Below are 25,275 nucleotides of genomic sequence, written 5' to 3'. Positions count from 1 at the left end.
CACGTACATCAGCACCGTAACCGCTGCGTCTGTGCGCTCACTCGCCTCCGTGCTCACTCGCCTCCGCTGCTCGGGATCGGCGTACCGCGAGGATCGCCGTGTCGTCGTCGAGGTAGCCCGCGCAGTGCCGCAGGGTGCCGTCGCGGACGAGGCGGACCAGCGGGCCCGGCTCGACGGCCCGCGGGTCCTCGGCGACCGCTTCGGCCACCCGTTCCAGCAGCGGGAAGAACTCCCCGGCGGCGTCGCGCGCCTCGGAGACCCCGTCCGTGACCAGCAGCAGCGTCTCGCCGAGTGCGAGCGGTACGCGCCGTACGGGCGGCAGTCCTTCGTCGCTCAGGTCGGCGAGGCCCAGCGGCAGCCCGTCCCCCGGCGGCAGCGGCCGTACGCCGTCGGGGGCCACCACCAGCGGCGGTTCGTGCCCGAAGTTGACGACCTCCACGTACGAGCTGTCGGCCGGGGGGAAGGCGACCAGCACGAGGGTGGTGAAGCGCGGGTCGTCCTGGTAGCCGAGGCCCACGCGGTAGCGCACATGCCGCTCCATGCGCAGCTCCAGCCGCTGGGCGAGCACGTCGAGGGCGGGCTCGTGGTACGCCGCCTCGCGGAAGGTGCCGAGCAGCGCCAGGGCGGCGGTGACGGCGCCGAGCCCCTTGCCCTGGACGTCGCCGAGCACGACCCGGGTGCCCTGCGGGCCGGGCTGGATGTCGTAGAAGTCGCCGCCGACGCGGGCGACGCTGTCGGCGGCGAGGTAGACCGCGGCCTGGTCGAGGCCGCCCCAGCCGTCCGGCAGCGGGCGCAGCACCGTGTGCCGGGTGATCTCGACCAGGTCCTGCATATGCACCATGCGCCGCTCGCCGCGCACCCGGACCACGCAGGCCAGCACGGCGAGCGCGCCGCCCACGACGACCAGGATGAAGCCGGGCAGCCCGGTCCGCAGCTCGTGCGGCCAGGTGTGGTCCTCGACCTCGTAGACGGCGGCGGCCAGCACGGCGGCGCCCACCGTGCCCCACACCCCGCAGAGGGCGGCGGCGATGGCCGGGGCCAGCACGACCCAGGAGATGGTCCGGAACCCGCCGGCCATGGTCCAGTCGAGCAGCGCGATGATCAGAAGCAGCGCGAGCGGCAGGAGCCAGGTGACGCTGTGCCCACGGTCCCGTCCTGGCTGCGGTCCTCGGGCCGGTCGTGCGGTGATCGACAGATGGGCACCCGGCGCCGCCGTTCATCAGGACGCGCCCGGCACGCGGGCGCGTGGAGCCGTCGCCCCGAGCAGCTCGATCCTCATGTGCCCCAGCGAAACACGGCCCCCGTGGCCCCGCATCCCGACTTGCCGACCGCCCCGGCCAGGTGTGCTCTGGAGGGCGGGAACGAGGAGAGAGGAGTGCTCTCATGGCTCACGCGGCACGCGCCTCGGGGACAGCACGCACACCCGTCACCAGATCCCCCGGCAGGGTCACGAGATACCCCGGCATGACCACGGCACAGCGCCCGCCCGACCTCTTCGACCGGCGGACGCACGCCGTCGGGCGGTTCGCGGTGCCCGTCGTCCTCGGTCTCGTCTACGGCTACTGGGCCGCGACCACCCGGCGCCACGGCGGCCCGCTCACGGGCTGGAACATCCTCTTCGGCTTCATGACCGCGCTCGTGTTCGCGGTGGTGAGCATCGCCCTGTTCTTCGCGACACGGCATATGCGACGCGGACAGCACGCGCTGCTGTGGGCGATGTTCGCGGGCATCGCAATCGGCTTCCTGTTCAGCCAGAGCGGCCACAGCGTGTTCAGCACGGTGGGCCTGGGACTCGTGATCGCCGCGGCCGTGTTCCTGCTCAACTACTACCGCTACTACACGCACGAGCCGAAGAGACCGGAGGAGCGGGCGGGTTGGCGCGCGGCGCGGTGAGTTGCCCGTCGGGGCCGGTGGTTGCCCGTCGGGTCCGGCGCACGAGACCCCGGCGTATCGGCCGAGCCGACGTCGGGGCCTCATGCGTCTCCCTCACTCACCCGCCCCGGGACCCGCTCCCGGGGACCGGCAGCCCTCCCCTCACCAGGTAACACCCGTTCGGGTGAAGCCTCCACCGGAGAGCGCGGCGGGCCCTGTTCGCCACCCCCACCCGTTTGCAGGCGATCGGCTCGCCGGTCGTGGGGCGGCGCGATTCGCTGAGGGCGTGTCCCAACGTGTCCGGAGCGTGCTCTCCGCCGTGCTCGTCGGCCTCGCCTGTCTGCTCGCACCACTGGGCGTCCTCGCCGTGTGGTCGACGTACGGCATCGAGGACGGCGCGCGCTACGCCGCCACCACCGAGCCGCTGGTCTCCGACGCCGGGGTCCAGGACGCCATCGCCGCCGCCGTCACCGACGGCATCATGCGCGAAGTGCACGTCGGGCAGCCCCTCCAGGGCTCCGTGCACGCCTTCGTGCACGACGCGGTGCGTTCGTTCACCGACACCGACGCCTTCCGCAGCGCCTGGGACACCGCGAACCTCACCGCCCACGACGCCGTGATCCGTGCCCTGCGCGGGGACGACGACCACCCGGTGATCATCGACCTCGCTCCCGCGACCGAGCGGCTGAAGCGCCGACTGACCGACGACCACGTGCCGTTCGCGGGCCGTATCCCCGTGGCGCACACGGAGATCACCCTGCTCGAGGCCGAGGATCTGACGAAGCTGCGGAAGGGGTTCCACGTGCTCGAGGTCACCGGCTTCTGGCTGCCCGGCGCGGCGGTCGGCTTCGCGCTGACCGGCATCCTCGTCGCCGTGTGCCGCCGCCGGGCGGTGCTCGTGACCGGTCTCGGCACGGCACTGGGCGCCGGGCTGCTCGTCGTCGCGATCGAGGTGGGCCGCCGGATGACGCTCCGGGACCTCCCGGCGGGCGTCTCGCAACCGGCCGCGGGGGCGGTCTACGACGCGCTCACCCACTCCCTCCGCACCGTCTCCTGGCTGCTGTTGGCGCTCGGCCTCGCGGTCGCCCTGGGCGCCTGGGTCACCGGCCTGATCCTCCGCCGACGGCGCGCGGCGGCGGGGGACGACGCGGTCGCGACGGAAGGGACGGAGGGGACGGAGCGCGTACAGGCCTGACCGGCCTGCCGGGTCCGGCAACCCTCTCCCCGCCCGCCCCGTCCTTGGGGGAAGATGCGGACCCCAGGCCACCGAGGGAAGGCGGTACGTACGTGGAGACGGCGACCGCGCAGGGGACCGAGCCGACCACTACCGGGCACCGGTCCCGGGGGCGGACCGTGGCCGCCTGGTTCGCCGGGGTGCTGCTCGCGGGGGTGAGCGCCGTCGTCGGCTGTCGCGCCGCCGACACCGACGCGATCAGCCCCGTCCCCCAACTGCTCGCGTTCCTCCCCTGGTTGATCGCCCCGGTCGGCGTCGCCCTGCTGTTCGCCCTGCTCGCCCGCTGGCGCACCGGCCTGGCCTGGGGCGTCCTCGTCCTCGCGCCGCTCGCGTGGTTCATGGAGCCGTACGGCAAGAGCGACGAACCCACCGGCACGCCGCTCGCCGAGTTCCGCGTGCTGACGTCCAATGTGCAGTACGGCCGGGGCACCGCCGCTCTCGTGACCGCGATCCGCCGTGAACGCCCCGACATCGTGTTCGTCGAGGAGTGCGAGCACCACTGCTCGGCCACGCTGCGACAGACCTTCGGCGGCCCGGACGGCGTCTACCGCTACCGGCAGGCGGTCGAGGGCGCCGGTTCCGACGGCTCGGTCCTGCTCAGCCGGTTCCCGCTGAAGGCCGCGTCCGGCGTGCCCGGCACCATGGGGATGCCGGGCGCCGTCGCCGACGTCCGCGGACACCGCGTACGCCTCCAACTCGCGCACCCCATGCCTCCGCTGATGGGTCAACTGGCGCTGTGGCACCGCGAGTTGGGAGCACTGCGCTCCTACGCTGCGGCCGGTGGCGACACCCCGACGATCCTCGCCGGCGACTTCAACGCATCCCAGGACCATGCCGAGTTCCGCCGCATCCTCGACACCGGCCTGCACGACAGCGCCCGGATCACCGACAGCGCCCGTACGCCCTCCTGGCCCGCCCACGTCCCTTCGCCGTTGGGCGTGCAGATCGACCATGTCCTCGTCTCGCGCGAGGACTTCTCGGTGAACTCGGCCCGCTTCCTGGACATCGCCGACACCGACCACCGCGCGCTGCTCGTGGATCTGACGCTACGTCAGCGCGGGTAGGCGTTCGGCCTGCTGGGGGCGGGGGGAGTTGCGCCGAAGAGGTGGCAGCGGTGGCCTCGGGGGCGGCGGGAGGGAGTGCGAGATCGGCGGTGGCGGGATCGTGGTGTTGACATCGGGCGCTTCCGATGGTTGGACCCTGCCCAAGATCACTGCCCGTGGCCGCTAACCTTACGTGTCCGTCCTGGCCAGGGATTGACGGGCTTCACCTCATGCGAAGGGTTGCGCACATGGGCATTCTCACTCTCCTGCGGAACGCGTTCGGCCGCTCACGCAAGGGTCGCGCCGCCGAGGGGGAGCCCTCGGAGGAGCCGACCACCTCGCCGGTGGCAACGGCAGAACCGGAGCCGCCCGTCACGGAGCCCGCGGCCGACATCCCGGAACAGTCGCCGGAGTCGGAGGCGGAGGCGCCGGGGGCGCAGGAACACGAGCTGGTGAAGGCGGCCTTCGAGAACGTGACGGTGCCGCGCCAGGCCTCGCCTGCGACGGATCCGGAAGCCACGGTTGAACCGCAGCCCGAGCCGCAGGCAGACGTCACCCCGGAATCGGAGCCCGAGTCTGAGTCCAAGGCCGGCCCCGAACGGGAGGCCACGGGACCGCAGTCCAAGGAAGAGACCGAGCCCGTAACCGAGGCCGACCCGGAACCGGAGACGAGCGCGGACCCCGAGCCGCAGCCCAAGGCCGAGGAGAGCCCGAAGCCCGAGGCCGACGTCGCCCCCGAGCCGCAGGCCACGGCCCCGGAACCCGAGGCCACCCAGCCTGAGACGCAGACGACGGCCACCGCGGACGAACCGCAGACCGAGGTCACGGCCACGCCGGAAGCCGCCGTTGAACCGCAGGCCGAGACCACCCCGGAGCCGGAGGCCACGAACCCGCAGCCCGCGGCGGAGACGAGCACCGACCCCGAGCCGCAGCCCACCGCTGAGGCCATGGCGGAGCCCGAACCGCAGACGACGGTCACCGCAGAAGCCGAGCCCGAAGCCGCGGACGAACCGCAGGCCGAGCCCACCCTGGAGTCGGAGGCCACGGCAGAGGCGAGCCCGGAGCCCGAGCCCGCATCCGAACCGGAGACGGCGAACACCCCGGAGCCGCAGCCCACCGCCGAGGTCTCGGCGGAGCCCGAACCCCAGATCGACGTCACCCCCGAGTCGGAGCCCACGGACCCGGAACCCGAGGCCACCCAGGCACCGGAGACCACGACCCCGCAGCCCGAAGCTGAGACCAACGCAGACCCCGAGCCGCAGCCCGAGCCCGAGGTGGCGGACGCACCGGAGCCCGAGCCCACCGCTGAGGTCACGGCCGACCCCGAGCCGCAAGCCTCGACCGAGACGACCCTCGAACCCGAGCCCGCCACGGACGCCGCGCCGCAGCCCACGGAGCCGGAGCCCACCCCCGAGCCCGAGCCGCAGGTCACGGCCGACGTGGCAGCCGCGCCCGAAGCTGAGCCCCAGCCTCAGAGCCCCGTCGCGGACGGCGCGGCTCAGCCCGCCGTCCCCCACGACCGCGTCACCTCCCTCGCCCCCGGGCTCGCCACCGCCTACCAGGCCGCCGGTGCCGTGCTCGGTCGGCGCGAGTTCGCCGGTGCGCGGGCCAAGGTGTACCTCGTGCTGGACCGTTCCGCGTCCATGCGCCCGTACTACAAGGACGGCTCCGCGCAGGCCCTCGGTGAGCAGGCCCTCGCTCTCGCCGCGCACCTCGACCCCGAGGCCTCGGTCCACGTCGTGTTCTTCTCCACCGACCTGGACGGCACCGGCGAACTCACCCTCGCCGCGCACGAGAACAAGATCGACGAACTCCACTCGGCCCTCGGTCGCATGGGCCGCACCAGCTACCACGCGGCGGTGGACGCGGTCGTCGCCCACCACGAGCAGTCCTCGGACCCGGCCCTGCCCGCCCTGGTGATCTTCCAGACGGACGGCGCCCCGGACACCAGGACGCCCGCCACCCAGGCGCTCACGGCCGCCGCGAAGAACCACCCCGCCGTCTTCTTCTCCTTCGTCGCCTTCGGTGACCCGGAGCACAAGGCCTTCGACTACCTCCGCAAGCTCAAGGCCGCCAACACGGCACACTTCCTCGCCGGCGAGACCCCCCGGGAACTCACCGACACGGAGGTCTACGAGGGCGTACTGGCGAACTGGCGCCCGTGAGCCCGTAGCTCGTAAGCCCTCGGCCATACGCCGCCCGCGTCCCACCCCCAAGGCCTCCTGAGGCAGCCGTACAAGCCCCCTCAGGAGCGCCGGGCTTCTCAGCTCATAAAACGGGACGCGGGCGGCGTACCCATGTCGGCTACGATTTCAAGGTTCGTAGACGATCCAGCCGACCCGAAAATCCGATTGATCGTCACCCCGCGTAGCGACTTGGGAGCAGCCCGCGATGGCTCGACACCTCATCACCAGCGCCCTTCCGTACATCAACGGGATCAAGCACCTGGGCAACATGGTGGGGTCCATGCTCCCGGCGGACGTGTACTCCCGGTACCTCCGCCAGCGTGGCCACGACGTCCTGTACATCTGCGCGACGGACGAGCACGGCACCCCCGCCGAGCTGGCCGCCAAGGAGCAGGGCATCCCGGTGGACACGTTCTGCGCGCAGGCCCATGACGCCCAGAAGGCGGTCTACGACGGCTTCGCGCTCTCCTTCGACTACTTCGGCCGCAGCTCCAGCCCCGAGAACGTCGAGATCACGCAGCACTTCGCCCGCAAGCTGCACGAGAACGGCTTCATCGAGGAACGCTCGATCCGCCAGGTGTACTCGCCCACGGACGGCCGCTTCCTCCCCGACCGCTACGTGGAGGGCACCTGCCCCCACTGCGGCTACGACAAGGCCCGCGGCGACCAGTGCGAGAACTGCACCCGGGTCCTCGACCCCACGGACCTGATCGACCCGCGCAGCGCCATCTCCGGCGCCACGGACCTGGAGGTCAGGGAGACCAAGCACCTCTTCCTCCTCCAGTCCAAGCTCCAGCACGAGGTGGAGGAGTGGGTCGCCCGCCACGAGCGGCACTGGCCGCACCTGGCCTCCTCGATCGCCCGCAAGTGGCTGACCGAGGGCCTGCACGACCGGGCGATCACCCGCGACCTGGACTGGGGCGTCCCGGTCCCCGCGGACACCTGGCCGGAGCTGGCGGCGGAGGGCAAGGTCTTCTACGTCTGGTTCGACGCCCCGATCGAGTACATCGGCGCGACGAAGGAGTGGTCGGACCAGGCCCCGGAGAACCGGGACTGGAAGTCCTGGTGGTACGAGGCGGACGACACCGTCCGCTACACGCAGTTCATGGCGAAGGACAACGTCCCGTTCCACACGGTGATGTTCCCGGCCACGCAGCTCGGCGTGCGCGAGCCGTGGAAGAAGGTCGACTACGTCAAGGCCTTCAACTGGCTGACGTACTACGGCGGTAAGTTCTCCACCTCCCAGAAGCGGGGCGTCTTCACCGACCAGGCCCTGGACATCCTCCCGGCCGACTACTGGCGCTACTTCCTGATCGCCAACGCGCCGGAGTCGGACGACTCGTCGTTCACCTGGGAGCACTTCACGGCCACGGTCAACAAGGACCTCGCCGACACCCTCGGCAACTTCGTCAACCGCGTCCTGTCCTTCTCCAAGAAGCGCTTCGGCGAGGAGGTCCCCGACGGCGGTACGCCGGGCGAGCCGGAGGCGAAGCTGGGCGAGGAGATCGCGCGGCTCCTCGCCGAGTATGAGGAGCACATGGAGGCGCTCCAGTTCCGCAAGGCGGCGGCGGCGCTGCGCGCGCTCTGGTCGGCGGGCAACTCCTACCTGGAGGAGAAGGCCCCCTGGCTGGAGATCAAGACCGACAAGGACGGCGCGGCCCTCACCCTGCGCACGGCGATGAACCTGATCCACCTCTACGCGGTGGTCTCCGAGCCGTTCATCCCCGCCACGGCGGCGACGATGCGCGCGGCGTTCGCCCTGCCGGACGACACGGCGAGCTGGGTCACGCCCGACGAGGCGAAGTCCCTGACCGCGGTGGCCCCCGGCACGCCCTTCACGGTCCCGCCGGTCCTGTTCGCCAAGCTCACGGACGAGGACCTGGAGACGTACAAGGAACGCTTCGGCGGCACCGAGGGCTGACCCTCAAGAGCGGCAGAGCTCTCGCGCCGAGGAGTTCGCGAGCCGAAGAGTTCTTGATGAGTTCTTCATCGGTTCTTCATAGCCGCGGTTCTACCGTCGTCGTCGCCGGGCCGGAGCAGGCCCGGCGGCGACGGACGCGGGGAGCCGATGGTGATGAGCGCATGGGGGCGGGCCCGGAGCCGGGTGTGGCTGGCGGGGACGGCGGCGGCGGTGGCGCTGGCCGTGGCCGGTTGCGGGAGTGGCGGCGGGGGTGATGACGAGGTCGCGTCCGCGGGGAGCCGCAAGCCGTCCGCCGGATCGTCCGGGAACTCCTCCGGCGAGCTGTCCGACTACATCGAGGCACAGCGCAAGTGGGTCGGCTGTCTGCGCGGCGCCGGTCTCGACGCACCTGACCCGGACGCGCACGGCAGGGTCGACCTCGGCGACCAGTCGAAGTGGAAGCGGGATCCGAAGGCGCTCAAGGCCCAGGAGAAGTGCGCCGAGTTGAGCGTGCCGGTCCCGGAGAGTGTGGAGCGGGCCCAGCAGCCGGAGCTGTCCAAGGACGAGATCGGCAAGAACGAGAAGTACGCCTCCTGTATGCAGGAGCACGGCGCTCCGGACTTCCCCGACACCGACGAGACCGGTCACTTCCGGGACGTCACCTGGGACTCGACGTCGGCGGGCGCCAAGCGGGCCACGCGCGCGTGCGCGTCGATCATCGGTGTGCCGGCCGACGCCCCGACGCCTCAGGGCTGACCGGCCGGGGCGATCGATGGACGTCACGAAGAACACGCACACCGGCACCCCGGAGCCTTCGGCGGAGCGCGGACGGCGCGGTCCGCTCCTCGTCATGGTCGGCTTCCTGCTGGTCGCCGTGGTGAGCACGATCGGTGCGCTGGGCCTCGGCGGAGGCGGCGGTGGAGACGACAAGGCACCCGGTCGCGGCGGACGGACCGTCCAGGTCACGCGGGCCACGCTGACCGACCAGACCGAGATCGACGGTCAGCTCGGCCACGGCCCGGAGGTCCCGTTCCCCGTCAAGGCGCAGGGAACGGTGACCGAACTGCCCGCCACCGGCAGCGTCGTACGACGGGGCGGCACCGTACTGCGCGTCGACGACCGGCCGGTGGTCCTGCTCTACGGCAGCCTGCCGATGTACCGGGGGCTCGGGGTCGTGGCGCCCCCGAAGTCCCCTGATGCGACGAAGACTTCGGAGTCCCCGGACTCCCCGGACTCCTCGAAGTCGACGAAGGCCCCGGAATCTTCGGACTCCCCGGCGCCCCCGGCGCCGACGCAGGCCCCCGCCCCGGCGACGCCCCTGCACGGCATGGACGTCAAGCAGTTCGAGACGAACCTCAGCGCGCTCGGCTACTCGGGCTTCACCGTCGACGAGTCGTACACCGAACTGACCGCGAACGCGGTCAAGCGCTGGCAGAAGGACCTCGGGCTGCCGCAGACCGGCCGGGTCGGCGTCGGCGACGTCGTGTACGCGCCCGGCCCGGTCCGGATCGCCGGTACGAGTGTCCGGGTCGGCGACGCGGTCTCCGGCAGTCCGGTGACCTACACCAGCACCTCGCGCATGGTCACCGTGAACGCCCGCGCGGACGAGACGAGTTGGGCGCGGCGCGGCGGCAAGGTCACCGTGGACCTGCCGGACGGGCACACGGTTCAGGGCACCGTGGCGAGCCTGGGTTCGGACGCCACCGCGTCCGGTACCGACGGCGCCGAGGGCGGGAAGCCCGCCGCAGGTGGCGACAGCGGGTCGGACGGCGGCGGATCGGACGGCAAGGTGGCCACCGTCGCCGTGGTGATCACCTTCGGTGAACGGGCCTCGCTGGGCAGGCTCCAGAGCGGTCCGGTCACCGTCCGCTACACGGTCAAGCAGCGCAAGGACGTCCTGACCGTCCCGGTCGCCGCCCTGACCGCGCTCGCCGAGGGCGGCTACGGCCTGGAGCCCGCGGGTGAGGGGAACGGCGGCCGGAGCGAGGGCGAGCCGGGCCGCTTCGTGGCGGTGAAGACCGGTCTGTTCGCGGCCGGCAAGGTCGAGGTGAGCGGCCCCGATCTGCGCGAGGGCATGAAGGTGAGGATCCCCGAGTGACGGCAGACGCAGCCGCGGCGGACACCCGTGGACCGGTCGTCGCGTTCGCGGGGGTGGCCAAGGCGTATCCCGGCGGGGTGAGAGCGGTCGACGGGGTCGATCTGACCGTCCGGTACGGCGAACTCGTGTGTGTGGTCGGGCCGTCCGGGTCAGGCAAGTCCACGATGCTGCATCTCATGGGCACCCTCGACCGCCCGTCCGCGGGCCGGATCGCGATCGACGGTCACGAGGTCGCGGAGCTGTCCGACCGCGAACTGTCCGCGCTGCGCGCGCAGCGCATCGGGTTCGTGTTCCAGCAGTTCCATCTGGCCGTCGGCGTACCGGTGTTGGACACCGTCGCCGACGGGCTGCTGTACGCGGGCGTCCCCTTGCGCGAACGGCGACGACGGGCCGCGCGGGCCCTGTCCCGGGTGGGGCTCGACCACCGGCTCGGCCACCTTCCGCATCAACTGTCCGGCGGCGAACGGCAGCGCGCCGCCGTCGCCCGTGCCGTGATCGGCGAACCGACGCTGCTGCTCGCCGACGAGCCGACGGGCAACCTCGACTCGGTCTCCGGCGCGGCCGTGCTCACCCTGCTGCGCGAACTGCACGCCTCGGGCACCACGGTCGTCGTCATCACCCACGACCGGGAACTGGCCGGGGCGTTCGACCGCCGGGTGGAGATGCGGGACGGCCGGATCATCGCCGACACCGCGGTCCCCGCCGCGTCCCCGTCGTCCTCTGCGGGAGGCCTCGGATGAGCCGACGGCAGCGGAGCGCGCTGCGCCCGGCCCGGCTGCGGCCCGCCGACTTCCTGCGCCTCGGCGGCACCGGGTTGCGTACCCGGCCCCTTCGGGTGTTCCTGTCGGCGCTGGGCATCGCCATCGGGGTGGCCGCCATGGTCGCCGTCGTCGGCATCTCCAGCTCCAGCCGCGCCGAGGTCGACCGCAGACTCGACGCGCTCGGCACGAACATGCTGCGGGTCGCGCCCGGCCAGGCCCCGGACGGTACGACGACCCGGCTGCCGCAGGAGGCGGCGGCGATGATCCGCCGTATCGGCCCGGTACGGCAGGTGGCGGCGGTCGGCGAGGTCAAGGGCGCCGCCGTCTACCGCAACCGCCATATCCCCGCCGGACGGACCGGCAGCGTGGCGGTGGCCGCCGCGGATCCGGGGCTGCTGCCCGCCGTGGGCGGCACGGTCCGTATCGGCCGCTGGCTGGACCCGGCCACGCAGACGTACCCGGCGGTGGTGCTCGGCGCCCAGGCGGCCCGCAGGCTCGACGTCTACACCCCAGGGAACCGGGTGTGGCTGGGCGGGCAGTGGTTCTCCCTGGTGGGCGTCCTCGAACCGGTGGCGCTCGCCCCGGAGCTCGACAACTCGGCGCTGGTCGGCCGCGGGGCGGCCCGGACGTACCTGGGCTTCGACGGCCGCCCGTCCACCGTGTACGTACGGGCCCGCGACGACCGGGTCGGTGCGGTCCGCGCCGTCCTCGCCGCCACGGCCAACCCGGAGAAGCCGAGCGGGGTACTGGTCTCCCGGCCCTCCGACGCGCTGGCCGCCCGCGAGGCCACCGAGTCCACGCTGACCGGGCTGCTGCTCGGCCTCGGCTCGGTCGCGCTCCTGGTGGGCGGGGTGGGGGTCGGCAACACGATGGTCATCTCGGTGCTGGAGAGACGCCCCGAGATCGGACTGCGTCGCGCGCTCGGCGCCACCAGTGGCCAGATCAGGGGCCAGTTCGTCGCCGAGTCGCTGCTGCTGTCCGCGCTGGGCGGACTCGGCGGCACCGTACTGGGCACAGCGATCACCGCCGCGTTCGCCGCCGTACGGGACTGGCCGACCGAGGTGCCGCTGTGGGCGACCGCGGCCGGTGTCGGCGTCACGCTGGCGATCGGCGCGCTGGCGGGCCTGTACCCGGCGGTGCGGGCCGGCCGCCTGGCCCCGACGCAGGCCCTGGCCGGTCCCTGAGGTCAGCCGTCGGCCACCGGCTCCCCGGCCGCGTCGAGCGTGACCGTGAACGTCGTCCCCACCCCCACCGTGCTGCGTACCGCGATCGTCCCCCCGTGGTCGGTCACGATCTGGCGGGCGATCGACAGGCCGAGGCCGCTGCCGCCCGTGGCGCGGCCCCGCGAGGGGTCCGCCCGCCAGAAGCGGTCGAAGAGGTGGGGCAGATCGTCGGCGGAGATCCCCTTGCCGGTGTCACGGACCTCGACGACGGCGCGGGCGCCGCGCCGGACGGCCGCCAGGGTGACGGTGCCGCCCCGCTCGGTGGCGCGCAGCGCGTTGCCGACCAGGTTGCCGAGGACCTGCCGCAGCCGGTCGGCGTCCGCGTCGACCGGGACGGGGCCCGCGCTCTCCACCCGGAGCGTCACGCCCGCGGTGTCGGCCTGGCCACGATGCGCCGTCCGGCACGCCTCCAGCAGATCGCCGAGGTCGACCGTGGCCCGGTGGTAGGTGAGCGCGCCCGCCTCGGCCAGCGCCAGGTCCCTGAGGTCGTCCACGATCCGCTGCTGGAGCAGGGCCTCCTCGTGCAGCGAGGCGAGCAGCTCGGGGGTCGGCTCCACGATGCCGTCGACCATGGCCTCCAGATAGCCGCGCACGTTGGCGAGCGGCGTACGCAGCTCATGGGCGATGTCACCGGTCAGCCTGCGCTGCCGTTCCTCGGCGGCCTGCAAGGAGTCCGCCATCCGGTTGAAGGCGCGGCCCAGTTCGGCGATCTCGTCCCGCCCGGACACGGGGACACGCCGCTCCGACTCCCCTTCGCCCAGCCCCCGGGCGGCCGAGGTCAGGGCGCGGACGGGGCGCAGCACGGCCCGGCTCAGCAGCAGCGCGCCGCACAGGGCGACGAGGGCGACCCCGGCGGCGACGGCCACGGTGGGCGCCGCGGCGAGGGTGGCCGGTGACTCGTCGCGGACGCCGAGGCGCACGGTGAGCCGGGGCGGCGCGACCGAAGCGGTCCGCTCGGTGAAGACCCGTTGCAGACAGGCGGTGAAGCGCTGTTCCTTCTCGCACACCGCCGCGGCCTTGTGGTCCGCACCGGTCCGCGGATCGTTGCTCGGGTCCGCCTTCGCGCACTGCGCCGAGCGCGGGGCGGCGCGCACCACGGGCAGGCCGAGGGGGTCGGCCTCGGCGCTCACCCGGGCACCGGCCCGGGTGAGACAGGCGGCGTAGGCGGCGGTGGCGCGGTACTCGGCGATCGCGGTCACCGTGCGCTTGACCGAGGCCAGCGGCACCTGGCCGGACGGCAACCGCAGCACGGGGCGCGGGTCGACCAGGACGGGGGGCTGCCCGCTGACGACCCGTGGCGTACGGCCCGCCAGGGCGTCGGAGTCGACGAGGAGCACCTCGGTCTCGGTGGTGACGCGGATCCGCTGCCCGGTGTCCTTGGCCAGTTCGCCCACCGTGGGGCCCAGCCCGTCCCAGGTGCCGTGCGCGAAGCCGTACGCGTGCAGTTCGCCGGTGATCCGGGCGACCTCCTCGCGCCCCGCGGCGACGGAGTCCCGTATCTGACTGGTCGCCTGACGGAGCGTAAGCCACGCTGTGGCGGCCGTGGCGGTGACGGCGATCAGCGCGAGCAGACCGAGCACGCGTAACCGGAAGCTCATCGCCCGGCGCCGTCCGCCGCGAGCCGGTACCCGCGCCCGTACACGGTCTCGACATAGCGCGCGCCCGGCCGGCCCTTCTCCAACTTCCGCCGCATATGCATGACATGGGCGTCGACCGTGCGCTCCAGTACGTTCTGGTCGAAGCCGAAGACGCGGTCGATGATCTGCGCCCGGGTGAAGACCCGTCCGGGTTCCTGCGCGAGCAGCGCGAGAATCGCGAACTCCTTTCCGGTGAGGGGTACATGGCCGCCCGCGACCCGTACTTCGAAGCGGGCCGTGTCGATCTCCAGGTCGCCCGCGGTCAGGACGTCCGCCCGCGCGCCCTCGGCGGCGCGCGAGCGCCGCAGCAGGGCCCGGACCCGGGCGGTCAACTCCCGTGGGCTGTAGGGCTTGGTCATGTAGTCGTCGGCCCCGAGGTCGAGGCCGAGCAGCATGTCCTCCTCGGTGGAGCGTGCGGTGAGCAGCAGGATCGGCACCTGGGACTCGGCGCGCAGGATCCGGCAGACGTCGAGACCGTCGACGTTCGGCATCATCACGTCGAGCACGATGAGGTCGGGCCGCGTGCTGCGGGCCCGCTCGATCGCGGAGCGCCCGTCGGCCACGACCTGGACGTCATTTCCTTCGCGCGCCAGGTAGATCCGAATGAGCTGCGCCTGTTTCACGTCATCCTCGGCGACGAGTATCCGAGCGGGCAACGCGACTCCTTCGACTGGGATTCCGCAGGCTGCCGGAGGCGTTCGGGGACTTCAGGGATCGGAATTCCGGAATCCACCGAAGGCGCGTGGTGGAATTCGGCCAACTCCCCGTCTTCTACGGATGGTTGTACGGCCCGCCGGAATCACCCCAGGAATGTCCTGTTCCCCCATCGATCCAATTCTGGCCGAACACGAATCAGAAAGAGACATCCATGTCGGAATCATTTCTTCAGTTCGATTCGCTCGAAATCGTACTCGTGCCACTCACGCACCAGGCACCGCGGGGCGCTGTGTGGCCGGACACGACACAAGAGCATCGATGATGGGGGATCAATGAAGCGTAGATTCGCGGCGGTTGTGCCGGCGCTCGTGGCGGTGGCCGCGAGCATTCCGATCGCGCTCGCCACCACCCCGGCGTCGGCAGCCGCCTCGTGCGGCACCGGCGTCTCGGACAAGGACGGCAGCGCCTGGAACAAGACGGCCGACGGGGCCAACATGCGCAGCGGCTCCAGCACGAACTGCGCGATCAACGGCATCGCGTACAACACGCACCGGCTCGACTACCACTGCTACACGGTCGCGGGCGACTACACCTGGACCTACGCGCGCAACGACAGCACGGGCGTGTACGGCTGGATCCGCGACGACCTGCTGAGCGACTACGGCAGCGGCGTGCCCTGCTGACGAACGCGGCTTCCTGACGCCGCCGCGCAGGAGCGCGGGGCATACGGAGAGGGACCTGGAATCGGCGCCGATTCCAGGTCCCTCTGCCGGTCGTTCTGTCGCGAGGCCGCTCGACCGCCCTGCTGCCGGGCCTACTTGGCCTGCGGCTTGCGCACCGTCAGGTGCAGCTCCCGCAGACGGGCCTCCTCCAGCTCGGTCGGCGCGCCCATCATCAGGTCCTGGGCGTTGCCGTTGAGCGGGAAGGCGATCGTCTCGCGGATGCTCGGCTCGTCGGCCAGCAGCATGACGATGCGGTCGACGCCGGGCGCGATGCCGCCGTGCGGCGGGGCGCCGAAGCGGAAGGCGCGCAGCATGCCCGCGAACTTCTCCTCGACCGTGTCCCGGTCGTAGCCCGCGATCTCGAACGCCTTGAGCATGATCTCCGGCTCGTGGTTCCGGATCGCGCCGGAGGACAGCTCGACGCCGTTGCAGACGATGTCGTACTGCCAGCCCAGGATGTCCAGCGGGTCCTGGTTCTCCAGCGCCTCAAGACCGCCCTGCGGCATCGAGAACGGGTTGTGCGAGAAGTCGATCTTGCCGGTCTCCTCGTCCTTCTCGTACATCGGGAAGTCGACGATCCAGCAGAAGCGGAAGACGCCGTCCTCGAAGTGCCCGGCGCGCTTGGCGGCCTCGACCCGCACCGCGCCCATGATCTTCGAGACCTCGTCGAACTCGCCCGCGCCGAAGAAGACCGCGTGCCCGGCGGCCAGCGACAGACGCTTGGTCAGCTCGGCGACGTTGTCCTCGGTCAGGAACTTCGCGATCGGGCCGGTCAGCGAGCCGTCCTCGGTCACGCGGACCCAGGCGAGACCCTGGGCGCCGAGCGAGACGGCGAACTCGCCGAGCTGGTCGAAGAACTTACGGGGCTGCGCGGCGACGTCCGGCACCGGCAGGGCGCGTACGTGCTTGCCCGCGAAGGCCTTGAACGCCGAGCCCTCGAAGATGTCGGTGATGTCGACCAGTTCGAGCTTGGCGCGCAGGTCCGGCTTGTCGGAGCCGTACTTCGCCATCGCCTCGCGGAACGGGATACGGGGGAACGGCGAGGTGACGTGCCGGCCGCCGCCGAACTCCTCGAACAGCTCCGTCATCAGCTTCTCGATCGGCTGGAAGATGTCCTCCTGCTCGACGAAGCTCATCTCGACGTCGAGCTGGTAGAACTCGCCCGGCGAGCGGTCGGCGCGGGCGTCCTCGTCGCGGAAGCAGGGCGCGATCTGGAAGTAGCGGTCGAAGCCGGAGATCATCAGCAACTGCTTGAACTGCTGCGGGGCCTGCGGCAGGGCGTAGAACCGGCCGGGGTTCAGCCGGGAGGGCACGACGAAGTCGCGGGCGCCCTCGGGGGAGGTGGCGGACAGGATCGGCGTCGCCATCTCGTTGAAGCCCATGGCCACCATCTTGTGGCGGATGGCCGAGATCACGGCCGTGCGCAGCATGATGTTGCGGTGCATGCGCTCGCGGCGCAGGTCGAGGAAGCGGTACTCCAGGCGCCGCTCCTCGTTGACCCCGTCCTCGGTGTTGATCGTGAAGGGCAGCGGGGCGGCGGCGCCCAGCAGCTCCACCTCGCCGACCTCGACCTCGATCTCGCCGGTGGGCAGGTCGGGGTTCACGTTCTCGGCGCCGCGGGAGACGACCTTGCCGTCGACGCGGACCGTCGACTCCTTGGTCAGCTTGTCCAGGGCGGCGTAGGCCGGGGTGCCCGGACGGGCGACGAGCTGCGTGATGCCGTAGTGGTCGCGCAGATCGATGAAGAGGATGCCGCCCAGGTCGCGCCGATTGTGCAGCCAGCCGCTCAGCCGGACGTCGCTGCCGACGTCAGAGGCGCGGAGCTGGCCGCAGGTGTGGGACCTGTACCGATGCATCGTCGTTCATCCAGTCTTCACGGATCGGGGTCTTTCCGGGGGTGCTTCTCCCCGGCGCCTCCGGGCGGACAGGGCCCGGACCCACCCAGCCTACCGGCCAGGCCAAGATCGCCTCTTCCTCATTCGGCGCCACCGTCCGCGGATCTCGCCCGACGCCACCGAATGCGACCAATATCACCCGAAACCGTCCCCAGGTCACTCTCTTCTTACCTTCGGTGGCACCCAGCGATCACCTCTTCTTACAGTGGGGCAATGCGTACTGCCGAGCCCCTGCCCGCCGTAGGGGACGTCCTGGCCGTTCTCGCGACCGGCCTGTGGCGCTACGACACCGCCGCCGGGCTCGTCACTCTCGACGCCGAGGCCGCGCGGCTGGTCGGACTGCCCGCGGAACCGACGACGCTCACCGAGGCCGGGATCCGCGCCCGCTTCCACCCCGTCGACTGGAACGAGGTCGACGGCGTCGTCCAACTCGCCCTCGCCGAGGGCACGCTCGCCGAGGCCCGGATGCGGATCATGGACGAGCGGGGGCGAGTGGTCCGGGTCGTCCGCAGCCGCTCCAAGCCGTCGTTCCACCCGCAGACCGGGAAGTACGAGCTGGTCGGCACCCTCCAGGAGGTCACCGACCCCGCCCCCGGCGCCACCGCGCACTGCGCCGTCATCGGCGACTGGCGCCGCTCCCGCGAGGCGTTCCTGCTGGACGCGGGCCGCGCGCTGGCCGAGGCGCGCTCCACCCAGGAGGTGCTGCGGGTCGCGGCCGGCCTCTCGATGCCCGGGTTCTCCCCGGACGGCCTCGCGGTCTTCGGCACCGAGGACGAACGGCTGACGGTGGTCGGCCACCACGGCCACCGGCCGGGCGACGAGAGCCCGTTCACCCAGATGCCGCGGGAGGCGGACTACCCGGCCGCCGAGGTCGTCCGCACCGGCCGCGCCGTCTATCTGTCCTCACCGGCGGAGTACAAGAACCGCTACCCCGGCTCCTGGCCGCTGGCCGCGCAGTTCGGCCGCCAGTCCTGGGCGTTCCTGCCGCTCACCGTGGCGGGGCGCACGATGGGCGCGTGGATGGCGGCGTTCAAGCACCCCGTCGCGTTCTCCCCCGACGAGCGCTCGGTACTGACCACGGTCGCCCGCATGCTCGCCCAGGCGCTGTCCCGCGCGGGCGCCGCCGAGACCGAGCGCGAGCTGACGGACGGACTCCAGCGCTCGATGCTGCCCGTCCTCGGCCCCCGGATACCCGGCATGACCGTCGCCGCGCGCTATGTCCCGACCGGCGGCGGGCTCCAGGTCGGCGGCGACTGGTACGACATGATCCAGTTGCCCGGTGAGGGCCGCTTCGCGCTCACCATCGGCGACGTCCAGGGCCATGACGTACGGGCCGCGGGTCTCATGGGCCAGCTCCGGATAGCCCTGCGCGCCTACGCCTCCGAGGGCCACCGCCCGGACGCGGTCCTCTCCCGCGCCTCGCGCTTCCTGCACGGCATGACCTCCGGCGAGGACGGCGCCGACCTGCGCTTCGCGACCTGCCTCTACGTCGAGGTGGACCCCGCCACCGGCACGCTGGAGATCGCGCGGGCGGGCCACCCGGACCCCGCGATCCGCATGGCCGACGGCACGGTCCTGACCCGGCCGACCGCGGGCGGGCTGCCGCTCGGCATCGACCCCGACTCGGACTACCCGACCACGCGCCTCGTCCTGGAGCCCGGCGAGACCATGCTGCTGTGCACGGACGGCCTGATCGAGACCGGCGGGCACGACCTCGACACCGGCTGGCTGCGGCTGCGCCACATCCTCGAACAGCATGACGGCGACCTGGAGAAGCTGGCGGACTCACTGGTCCAGGCCGTCCACGGCCCCTCCTCGCACCACGCCACCGGCCCGCTGACCGACCGGCGCGAGGACGACATCGCGCTCCTGCTGCTGTGCCGGGCGGGCGAGAACTGCGGCTGCGCGGGCCCGCGCACCGGGATACGGCCGACCGTGCGCCGCTCGGCCATGACCGTCGCGCAGGCCGAACCCGAACGGATCGCGGAGGCCCGGCAGATGCTGCGCGAGCTGTTGCACGACTGGTCCGGCGCGGACCAGATCGACTCGGCGGTGCTCCTGACCTCGGAGATGCTCGCGAACGTCCTCGTGCACACCGACAGCGACGCGCTCCTCGTCGCCGAGGTCTCCGGCGCCGCGGACCGCTCCGGCGGACGCCGGATGCGCGTGGCGGTGACCGACGCCAGCGACGATCTGCCGCATCGGCGCCACCCCGGCGAACTGGCCTCCTCCGGGCGCGGTCTGGTCCTCGTGGAGATGCTCGCGGACGCCTGGGGGGTGGATCCGCGCGGCGAGGGCAAGACCATCTGGTTCGAACTAGCCGAGGACTCCGCGCAGGAGCACGAGGAACGGCAGGAGGCCGGGGAACGCTAGAGCGGGCCGCCCGGTACGGACGGCCCGCTCCAGCGGTCAGAACTCCGAGGTCAGTCGCCCTGCGGGCCGGCCTCGGTCATCCCGTGCGCCGCCGGGATCGAGCCGAGGCGCCCCTTCTGGAAGTCCTCGAAGGCCTGCTGGAGCTCTTCACGGGTGTTCATGACGAACGGCCCGTAATGCGCCATCGGCTCGCGGATCGGCTGTCCGCCGAGGAGGAGGACCTCCAGGTCCGGCGTGTGGGAGTCCTGCTTCTCGTCCGCGCGGACGGTCAGCGAGGAGCCCGCGCCGAAGACCGCGGCCTGCCCCAGCTTGATCGGACGGCGCTCGGCGCCGACCGATCCCCGTCCGGCCAGGACGTACGCCAGACCGTTGAAGTCCTCGCGCCAGGGCAGGGTGATCTCCGCACCCGGTGCCACCGTCGCGTGGACCAGGGTGATCGGCGTATGGGTGACACCGGGACCCTGGTGCCCGTCCAGCTCACCGGCGATGACACGCAGCAGCGCGCCGCCGTCGGGGGTGGTCAGCAACTGGACCTGGCCACCGCGGATGTCCTGGTAGCGCGGGGCCATCATCTTGTCCTTGGCGGGCAGGTTGACCCAGAGCTGAATGCCGTGGAACAGACCGCCGGACACGACGAGCGACTCCGGCGGCGCCTCGATGTGCAGCAGACCCGAGCCCGCCGTCATCCACTGGGTGTCGCCGTTGGTGATGGTGCCGCCACCGCCGTGCGAGTCCTGGTGGTCGAAGACGCCGTCGATGATGTAGGTGACGGTTTCGAAGCCGCGGTGCGGATGCCACGGCGTCCCCTTGGGCTCGCCAGGTGCGTATTCCACCTCGCCCATCTGGTCCATCATGATGAACGGGTCGAGATGGCGGTAGTTGATCCCGGCGAACGCACGGCGCACCGGGAAGCCCTCGCCCTCGAAGCCGCTGGGCGCGGTCGTGACACCGAGCACGGGACGGGCCACGGCGTCGACGGGCGCGGCCACACGGGGAAGGGTCAGCGGGTTCTCGACGGTCACTGCGGGCATGGTCGGTACCTCCTTGTGCTCCGACTTTAGTTGACGATTGAACTTTCTGCCACCCGGAACACAGAGAGCCCGGAGGGTATTCCCCCCGGGCTCTCACCAGTACGACGCCAGGCGTGCGGCCTGCGACCGCCGTAGATCCGTCAGCCGTACATCCGGCGCATCGCGAAGTCGACCATCTGCTCGACCGCCTTCGCGTCGAACACCATCCGGTGCTCCCCCTCCATGTCGAGCACGAACCCGTACCCCGTCGGCAGCAGGTCGATCACCTCCGCGCCCGTGATCACGAAGTACTTCGACTCCTTGCCCGCGTACCGCCGCAGCTCCTTCAGCGAGGTGAACATCGGGATCACCGGCTGCTGGGTGTTGTGCAGTGCCAGGAAGCCGGGGTTGTCGCCGCGCGGGCAGTACACCTTGGACGTGGCGAAGATCTGCTGGAAGTCCTCGGCGGACATCGACCCCGTCGTGAAGGCGCGGACCGCGTCCGCGAGCGACGGCGGCGACGGCTCGGGGTAGAGCGGCGGCTGCTGACCGTAACCACCGGGCATCTGCCCGCCCGGCATCGGACCGGGCATCTGCTGCGACGAGGCGTACTGCTGCTGCGTGCCCGCGTTCTGGTAGCCGTACATGTCCCAAAGAGTAGTGGGCCACACATAGGCCACCAGGGGTTGCTTCTTATTACCGACGGGTAGCATCATCGGTGTTACTAGTTGGTACGTGAACCGTTCGCGAGGAGTCAGTGCCTCGCCGATCCCTCTACGGAGCCGTCGCCATGGGGCACTACAAGTCGAATCTCCGCGATATCGAGTTCAACCTCTTCGAAGTACTCGGCCGCGACAAGCTGTACGGCACCGGCCCGTTCGCCGAGATGGACGTCGACACCGCCAAGAGCATCCTCGAGGAGCTGACCCGCCTCTCGGAGAACGAGCTGGCGGAGTCCTTCACGGACGCCGACCGCAACCCGCCGGTCTTCGACCCGGAGACGAACACCGCTCCGGTCCCGGAGTCCTTCAAGAAGAGCTACAAGGCCTTCATGGACTCCGAGTACTGGCGCCTCGGCCTGCCCGAGGAGGTCGGTGGCACCACCGCCCCGCCGTCCCTGATCTGGGCGTACGCGGAGCTGATCCTCGGCGCGAACCCGGCGATCTGGATGTACTCCTCCGGCCCGGCGTTCGCCCGCATCCTCTTCGACGAGGGCACCGAGGCCCAGAAGAAGATCGCCGAGATCGCGGTCGAGAAGACCTGGGGCTCCACCATGGTGCTCACCGAGCCGGACGCCGGTTCGGACGTCGGCGCCGGCCGCACCAAGGCGGTCCAGCAGGAGGACGGCTCCTGGCACATCGAGGGCGTGAAGCGCTTCATCACCTCCGGTGAGCACGACATGGAGGAGAACATCCTCCACTACGTGCTGGCGCGTCCCGAGGGCGCCGGTCCCGGCACCAAGGGCCTGTCCCTCTTCCTCGTCCCGAAGTTCCTCTTCGACTTCGAGACCGGCGAGCTGGGCGAGCGCAACGGCGTCTACGCCACGAACGTCGAGCACAAGATGGGCCTGAAGGCCTCCAACACCTGCGAGATGACCTTCGGCGACCGCCACCCCGCCAAGGGCTGGCTGATCGGCGACAAGCACGACGGCATCCGCCAGATGTTCCGCATCATCGAGTTCGCCCGCATGATGGTCGGCACGAAGGCGATCTCCACGCTGTCCACCGGCTACCTGAACGCGCTGGAGTACGCCAAGGAGCGCGTCCAGGGTCCCGACCTGGCGAACTTCATGGACAAGACCGCGCCCAAGGTCACCATCACGCACCACCCCGACGTGCGCCGCTCGCTGATGACGCAGAAGGCGTACGCGGAGGGCATGCGCGCGCTCGTCCTCCACACCGCCTCGGTCCAGGACACGATCGCGGTCAAGGAGGCGAACGGCGAGGACACCTCCGCCGAGCACGCGCTCAACGACCTGCTCCTGCCGATCGTCAAGGGCTACGGTTCCGAGAAGGGCTACGAGCAGCTCGCGCAGTCGCTCCAGACCTTCGGTGGCTCCGGCTTCCTGCAGGAGTACCCGATCGAGCAGTACATCCGCGACGCCAAGATCGACACCCTCTACGAGGGCACGACCGCGATCCAGGGCCAGGACTTCTTCTTCCGGAAGATCGTCCGTAACCAGGGTGCCGCGCTGAACTCGGTCGCCGAGGACATCAAGGAGTTCCTGGCGCTCGGCACGGGCGGCGAGCAGCTCGCGGGTGCCCGCGAGTACCTGGCCAAGGCCGCCGCGGAGCTGGAGGCGATCGTCGGCGTGATGCTGACCGACCTCGCGGCCACCGAGCAGGACGTCAAGAACATCTACAAGGTGGGCCTGAACACCACCCGCCTGCTGATGGCCTCCGGTGACGTGATCGTCGGCTACCTGCTGCTGAAGGGCGCCGCGATCGCCGCCGAGAAGCTGGAGACCGCCTCGGCCAAGGACCAGGCCTTCTACACCGGCAAGATCGCGGCGGCGCGGTTCTTCGCAGCCAACGTCCTGCCCGGCGTGACCCTGGCCCGCAAGGTCGCCCAGGGCGTGGACCTGGACCTCATGGAGCTGGACGAGGCCGCGTTCTAAGATCCCGCCAAGCCTCCACAGCCTCCTTACGAGGGCCCGCTACCCGGCACGGGGAGCGGGCCCTCGTCCGTCGTTAAGGTGAATCCATGCGCACACGTCCCCGCTTCGACCGCGGTCACACCGACGACCTCATGTCCTTCCTCGCGGCGAGCCCGTCGCCGTACCACGCGGTGGCGAACGCCGCCGAACGGCTGGAGAAGGCCGGCTTCCGGCAGGTGCTGGAGACCGACGCCTGGGACGGCACGAGCGGCGGCAAGTACGTCCTGCGCGCCGGCGCGATCGTGGCCTGGTACGTCCCCGAGGGCGCCGACGCGCACACCCCCTTCCGGATCGTGGGCGCGCACACCGACTCCCCGAACCTGCGGGTGAAGCCGCGCCCGGACAGCGGCGCGCTCGGCTGGCGCCAGCTCGCCGTGGAGATCTACGGCGGCCCGCTGCTCAACTCCTGGCTGGACCGCGACCTCGGCCTCTCCGGCCGGCTGACCCTGCGCGACGGTTCGACGCGCCTGGTGAACATTGACAGACCGCTGCTGCGCGTGCCGCAGCTCGCCATCCACCTGGACCGCTCGGTCTCCTCCGAGGGCCTGAAGCTCGACAAGCAGCGCCATCTCCAGCCGATCTGGGGCCTGGCGGACGAGGTACGGGACGGCGATCTGATCGCCTTCCTGGAGGAGGACCTGGGCCTGACCGCCGGTGAGGTCACGGGCTGGGACCTGATGACCCACTCCGTCGAGCCGCCCGCCTATCTGGGCCGCGACAAGGAGCTGCTGGCGGGCCCGCGCATGGACAACCTGCTCTCGGTGCACGCGGCCACCGCGGCGCTCGCGGCCGTGGCGGCCTCCGACGCCTCGCTCTCCTGCATCCCGGTGCTCGCGGCCTTCGACCACGAGGAGAACGGCTCCCAGTCGGACACCGGCGCCGACGGGCCGCTGCTCGGCTCGGTGCTGGAGCGCTCGGTGTTCGCCCGGGGCGGCTCCTACGAGGACCGGGCGCGCGCCTTCGCCGCCACGGTCTGCCTGTCCTCCGACACCGGTCACGCCGTCCACCCCAACTACCCGGAGCGGCACGACCCGACGCACCAGCCGCGCGTCAACGGCGGCCCGATCCTCAAGGTCAACGTCAACAACCGCTACGCCACGGACGGTTCGGGCCGCGCGCTCTTCGCGGCGGCCTGCGAGAAGGCGAACGTGCCCTTCCAGTCCTTCGTCTCGAACAACTCGATGCCCTGCGGCACCACCATCGGCCCCATCACGGCGGCCCGCCACGGCATCCGGACCATCGACATCGGCGCGGCGATCCTGTCGATGCACAGCGTCCGTGAGCTGTGCGGCGCCGACGACCCGTATCTGCTGGCGAACGCGCTGACGGCCTTCCTGGAGGGCTGAGCCGACGCCCGGTGTGCGAGCCCCCGCCGAGCCGCGGGGGCTCGCGCGGGTCCGTCCCCTCGGCCTATGGGCGGCGTTTGGGACCCGACAGGGGGGAAGGCCTGAGCGTATGAGATTCCAGGTACGCGATCGACTCCTCGGCTTCGGCGACGACTACTGGATCGAGGACCAGCACGGCACCAAGGTGTTCCTCGTCGACGGCAAGGCGATGCGGCTGCGGGACACCTTCCAGATCAAGGACCGGCAGGGGCGCGTCCTGATCGACATCCACCAGAAGATGTTCGCGCTGCGGGACACGATGATCATCGAGCGCGACGGCGACCGGCTGGCCACGATCAAGCGCAAGCGTCTGTCCCTGCTCCGCAATCACTACCGCGTGCTGCTGGCGGACGGGACAGAACTCGATGTCAGCGGCAAGATCCTCGATCGCGAGTTCGCCGTCGACCGCGACGGGGAGCTGCTCGCGCAGATCTCACGCCGCTGGCTGCATCTCCGCGAGACGTACGGCGTCGACATCGTGCGCGACGACGCGGACCCGGCGCTGGTGATCGCGGTGGCGGTGTGCGTGATCCATCTGGCGGAGAAGGAGCGCGAGGACGGCTGAGCGGGCCCTCGCGGGCGGGTGCGGGGGCGCGGGCCTGCCGCCGCCCCCGTCACCGGTC

At 71.4% G+C, this 25,275-nt stretch carries 20 protein-coding genes; 14 read left to right on the top strand and 6 right to left on the bottom strand.

What is annotated here, in order from left to right; translation table 11 throughout:
* Positions 1 to 37: 37 nt before the first annotated feature.
* The gene (locus tag ACZ60T_RS20740; protein WP_469667365.1) at positions 38 to 1,189 is read right to left on the bottom strand and encodes a PP2C family protein-serine/threonine phosphatase; all 1,152 of its coding nucleotides are present in this window, start codon (positions 1,187 to 1,189) and stop codon (positions 38 to 40) included.
* 194 nt (positions 1,190 to 1,383) lie between these two features.
* On the opposite strand from ACZ60T_RS20740, the gene ACZ60T_RS20735 reads away from it, so the two are divergent.
* From ACZ60T_RS20735 to ACZ60T_RS20695, 9 genes are all read left to right on the top strand, one after another.
* On the top strand, positions 1,384 to 1,893 hold the full coding sequence (locus ACZ60T_RS20735; protein ID WP_469667178.1) for a hypothetical protein: 510 nt from the start codon (positions 1,384 to 1,386) through the stop codon (positions 1,891 to 1,893).
* A 265-nt stretch (positions 1,894 to 2,158) separates the two neighbouring features.
* Positions 2,159 to 3,067 (top strand): hypothetical protein, encoded by a 909-nt coding sequence (locus ACZ60T_RS20730; protein ID WP_469667177.1) that lies wholly within the window; start codon positions 2,159 to 2,161, stop codon positions 3,065 to 3,067.
* A gap of 92 nt (positions 3,068 to 3,159) precedes the next feature.
* Complete coding sequence (locus ACZ60T_RS20725) at positions 3,160 to 4,170, top strand: endonuclease/exonuclease/phosphatase family protein (RefSeq protein WP_469667175.1); 1,011 nt, start codon at positions 3,160 to 3,162, stop codon at positions 4,168 to 4,170.
* Positions 4,171 to 4,397: 227 nt separating this feature from the next.
* Positions 4,398 to 6,314 (top strand): VWA domain-containing protein, encoded by a 1,917-nt coding sequence (locus ACZ60T_RS20720; RefSeq protein WP_469667174.1) that lies wholly within the window; start codon positions 4,398 to 4,400, stop codon positions 6,312 to 6,314.
* Between the two features lie 226 nt (positions 6,315 to 6,540).
* Positions 6,541 to 8,256, top strand: coding sequence for a methionine--tRNA ligase (gene metG / locus ACZ60T_RS20715; protein ID WP_469667172.1), 1,716 nt, complete (start codon positions 6,541 to 6,543; stop codon positions 8,254 to 8,256).
* Between the two features lie 153 nt (positions 8,257 to 8,409).
* The gene (locus ACZ60T_RS20710; protein WP_469667171.1) at positions 8,410 to 8,991 is read left to right on the top strand and encodes a hypothetical protein; all 582 of its coding nucleotides are present in this window, start codon (positions 8,410 to 8,412) and stop codon (positions 8,989 to 8,991) included.
* A gap of 16 nt (positions 8,992 to 9,007) precedes the next feature.
* Positions 9,008 to 10,333 (top strand): peptidoglycan-binding protein, encoded by a 1,326-nt coding sequence (locus tag ACZ60T_RS20705; RefSeq protein WP_469667169.1) that lies wholly within the window; start codon positions 9,008 to 9,010, stop codon positions 10,331 to 10,333.
* Positions 10,330 to 11,073, top strand: a complete 744-nt coding sequence (locus ACZ60T_RS20700; protein WP_469667168.1) for an ABC transporter ATP-binding protein — start codon at positions 10,330 to 10,332, stop codon at positions 11,071 to 11,073. The genes ACZ60T_RS20705 and ACZ60T_RS20700 overlap by 4 nt, the downstream gene beginning before the upstream one ends.
* On the top strand, positions 11,070 to 12,278 hold the full coding sequence (locus ACZ60T_RS20695) for an ABC transporter permease (protein ID WP_469667167.1): 1,209 nt from the start codon (positions 11,070 to 11,072) through the stop codon (positions 12,276 to 12,278). The genes ACZ60T_RS20700 and ACZ60T_RS20695 overlap by 4 nt, the downstream gene beginning before the upstream one ends.
* Before the next feature lie 2 nt (positions 12,279 to 12,280).
* On the opposite strand, the gene ACZ60T_RS20690 is transcribed toward ACZ60T_RS20695, so the two are convergent.
* Positions 12,281 to 13,915: a sensor histidine kinase gene (locus ACZ60T_RS20690; protein ID WP_469667166.1), complete on the bottom strand. Its 1,635-nt coding sequence runs from the start codon at positions 13,913 to 13,915 to the stop codon at positions 12,281 to 12,283.
* Positions 13,912 to 14,610: a response regulator transcription factor gene (locus ACZ60T_RS20685; RefSeq protein WP_469667165.1), complete on the bottom strand. Its 699-nt coding sequence runs from the start codon at positions 14,608 to 14,610 to the stop codon at positions 13,912 to 13,914. The genes ACZ60T_RS20690 and ACZ60T_RS20685 overlap by 4 nt, the downstream gene beginning before the upstream one ends.
* Positions 14,611 to 14,943: 333 nt before the next feature.
* Here ACZ60T_RS20685 and ACZ60T_RS20680 point away from each other — a divergent pair, with 333 nt between their 5' ends.
* Complete coding sequence (locus ACZ60T_RS20680) at positions 14,944 to 15,294, top strand: SH3 domain-containing protein (protein WP_469667164.1); 351 nt, start codon at positions 14,944 to 14,946, stop codon at positions 15,292 to 15,294.
* A gap of 131 nt (positions 15,295 to 15,425) precedes the next feature.
* Here ACZ60T_RS20680 and aspS read toward each other — a convergent pair whose 3' ends face one another.
* Positions 15,426 to 17,189 (bottom strand): aspartate--tRNA ligase, encoded by a 1,764-nt coding sequence (gene aspS / locus ACZ60T_RS20675; RefSeq protein WP_365628594.1) that lies wholly within the window; start codon positions 17,187 to 17,189, stop codon positions 15,426 to 15,428.
* 252 nt (positions 17,190 to 17,441) lie between these two features.
* On the opposite strand from aspS, the gene ACZ60T_RS20670 reads away from it, so the two are divergent.
* The gene (locus tag ACZ60T_RS20670; RefSeq protein ID WP_469667162.1) at positions 17,442 to 19,601 is read left to right on the top strand and encodes an ATP-binding SpoIIE family protein phosphatase; all 2,160 of its coding nucleotides are present in this window, start codon (positions 17,442 to 17,444) and stop codon (positions 19,599 to 19,601) included.
* 50 nt (positions 19,602 to 19,651) lie between these two features.
* Here the strand turns inward: ACZ60T_RS20670 and ACZ60T_RS20665 are convergent, their stop codons facing one another.
* On the bottom strand, positions 19,652 to 20,632 hold the full coding sequence (locus tag ACZ60T_RS20665; protein WP_365628600.1) for a pirin family protein: 981 nt from the start codon (positions 20,630 to 20,632) through the stop codon (positions 19,652 to 19,654).
* A gap of 140 nt (positions 20,633 to 20,772) precedes the next feature.
* Positions 20,773 to 21,258 carry an SseB family protein gene (locus tag ACZ60T_RS20660; protein ID WP_365628604.1) on the bottom strand — a complete coding sequence of 162 codons (486 nt, stop codon included), beginning with the start codon at positions 21,256 to 21,258 and terminating at the stop codon, positions 20,773 to 20,775.
* A 143-nt stretch (positions 21,259 to 21,401) separates the two neighbouring features.
* Here ACZ60T_RS20660 and ACZ60T_RS20655 point away from each other — a divergent pair, with 143 nt between their 5' ends.
* The 3 genes from ACZ60T_RS20655 (at position 21,402) to ACZ60T_RS20645 (ending at position 25,217) form a co-directional block, all read left to right on the top strand.
* Entirely contained in the window at positions 21,402 to 23,228 is a 1,827-nt protein-coding gene (locus tag ACZ60T_RS20655) for an acyl-CoA dehydrogenase (protein ID WP_469667364.1), read from the top strand.
* Between the two features lie 86 nt (positions 23,229 to 23,314).
* Positions 23,315 to 24,613, top strand: coding sequence for a M18 family aminopeptidase (locus ACZ60T_RS20650; protein ID WP_469667161.1), 1,299 nt, complete (start codon positions 23,315 to 23,317; stop codon positions 24,611 to 24,613).
* A gap of 109 nt (positions 24,614 to 24,722) precedes the next feature.
* On the top strand, positions 24,723 to 25,217 hold the full coding sequence (locus ACZ60T_RS20645) for an LURP-one-related/scramblase family protein (RefSeq protein ID WP_365628610.1): 495 nt from the start codon (positions 24,723 to 24,725) through the stop codon (positions 25,215 to 25,217).
* Positions 25,218 to 25,275: the final 58 nt, after the last annotated feature.

It is taken from the genome of Streptomyces sp. NPDC104371, from assembly GCF_055583785.1.
This window is presented reverse-complemented; position numbering and strand designations above follow the sequence as displayed.

What these genes read in the sequence shown, in the direction of transcription:
- ACZ60T_RS20645 (WP_365628610.1), top strand. Translation starts at nt 24,723, where the DNA reads ATGAGATTCCAGGTACGCGATCGACTCCTCGGCTTCGGCGACGACTAC.
- ACZ60T_RS20680 (WP_469667164.1), top strand. Translation starts at nt 14,944, where the DNA reads ATGAAGCGTAGATTCGCGGCGGTTGTGCCGGCGCTCGTGGCGGTGGCC.
- metG (WP_469667172.1), top strand. Translation starts at nt 6,541, where the DNA reads ATGGCTCGACACCTCATCACCAGCGCCCTTCCGTACATCAACGGGATC.
- ACZ60T_RS20690 (WP_469667166.1), bottom strand. Translation starts at nt 13,915, where the DNA reads ATGAGCTTCCGGTTACGCGTGCTCGGTCTGCTCGCGCTGATCGCCGTC.
- ACZ60T_RS20665 (WP_365628600.1), bottom strand. Translation starts at nt 20,632, where the DNA reads ATGCCCGCAGTGACCGTCGAGAACCCGCTGACCCTTCCCCGTGTGGCC.
- ACZ60T_RS20720 (WP_469667174.1), top strand. Translation starts at nt 4,398, where the DNA reads ATGGGCATTCTCACTCTCCTGCGGAACGCGTTCGGCCGCTCACGCAAG.
- ACZ60T_RS20660 (WP_365628604.1), bottom strand. Translation starts at nt 21,258, where the DNA reads ATGTACGGCTACCAGAACGCGGGCACGCAGCAGCAGTACGCCTCGTCG.
- ACZ60T_RS20650 (WP_469667161.1), top strand. Translation starts at nt 23,315, where the DNA reads ATGCGCACACGTCCCCGCTTCGACCGCGGTCACACCGACGACCTCATG.
- ACZ60T_RS20655 (WP_469667364.1), top strand. Translation starts at nt 21,402, where the DNA reads ATGGGGCACTACAAGTCGAATCTCCGCGATATCGAGTTCAACCTCTTC.
- ACZ60T_RS20705 (WP_469667169.1), top strand. Translation starts at nt 9,008, where the DNA reads ATGGACGTCACGAAGAACACGCACACCGGCACCCCGGAGCCTTCGGCG.
- aspS (WP_365628594.1), bottom strand. Translation starts at nt 17,189, where the DNA reads ATGCATCGGTACAGGTCCCACACCTGCGGCCAGCTCCGCGCCTCTGAC.
- ACZ60T_RS20670 (WP_469667162.1), top strand. Translation starts at nt 17,442, where the DNA reads ATGCGTACTGCCGAGCCCCTGCCCGCCGTAGGGGACGTCCTGGCCGTT.
- ACZ60T_RS20710 (WP_469667171.1), top strand. Translation starts at nt 8,410, where the DNA reads ATGAGCGCATGGGGGCGGGCCCGGAGCCGGGTGTGGCTGGCGGGGACG.
- ACZ60T_RS20735 (WP_469667178.1), top strand. Translation starts at nt 1,384, where the DNA reads ATGGCTCACGCGGCACGCGCCTCGGGGACAGCACGCACACCCGTCACC.
- ACZ60T_RS20695 (WP_469667167.1), top strand. Translation starts at nt 11,070, where the DNA reads ATGAGCCGACGGCAGCGGAGCGCGCTGCGCCCGGCCCGGCTGCGGCCC.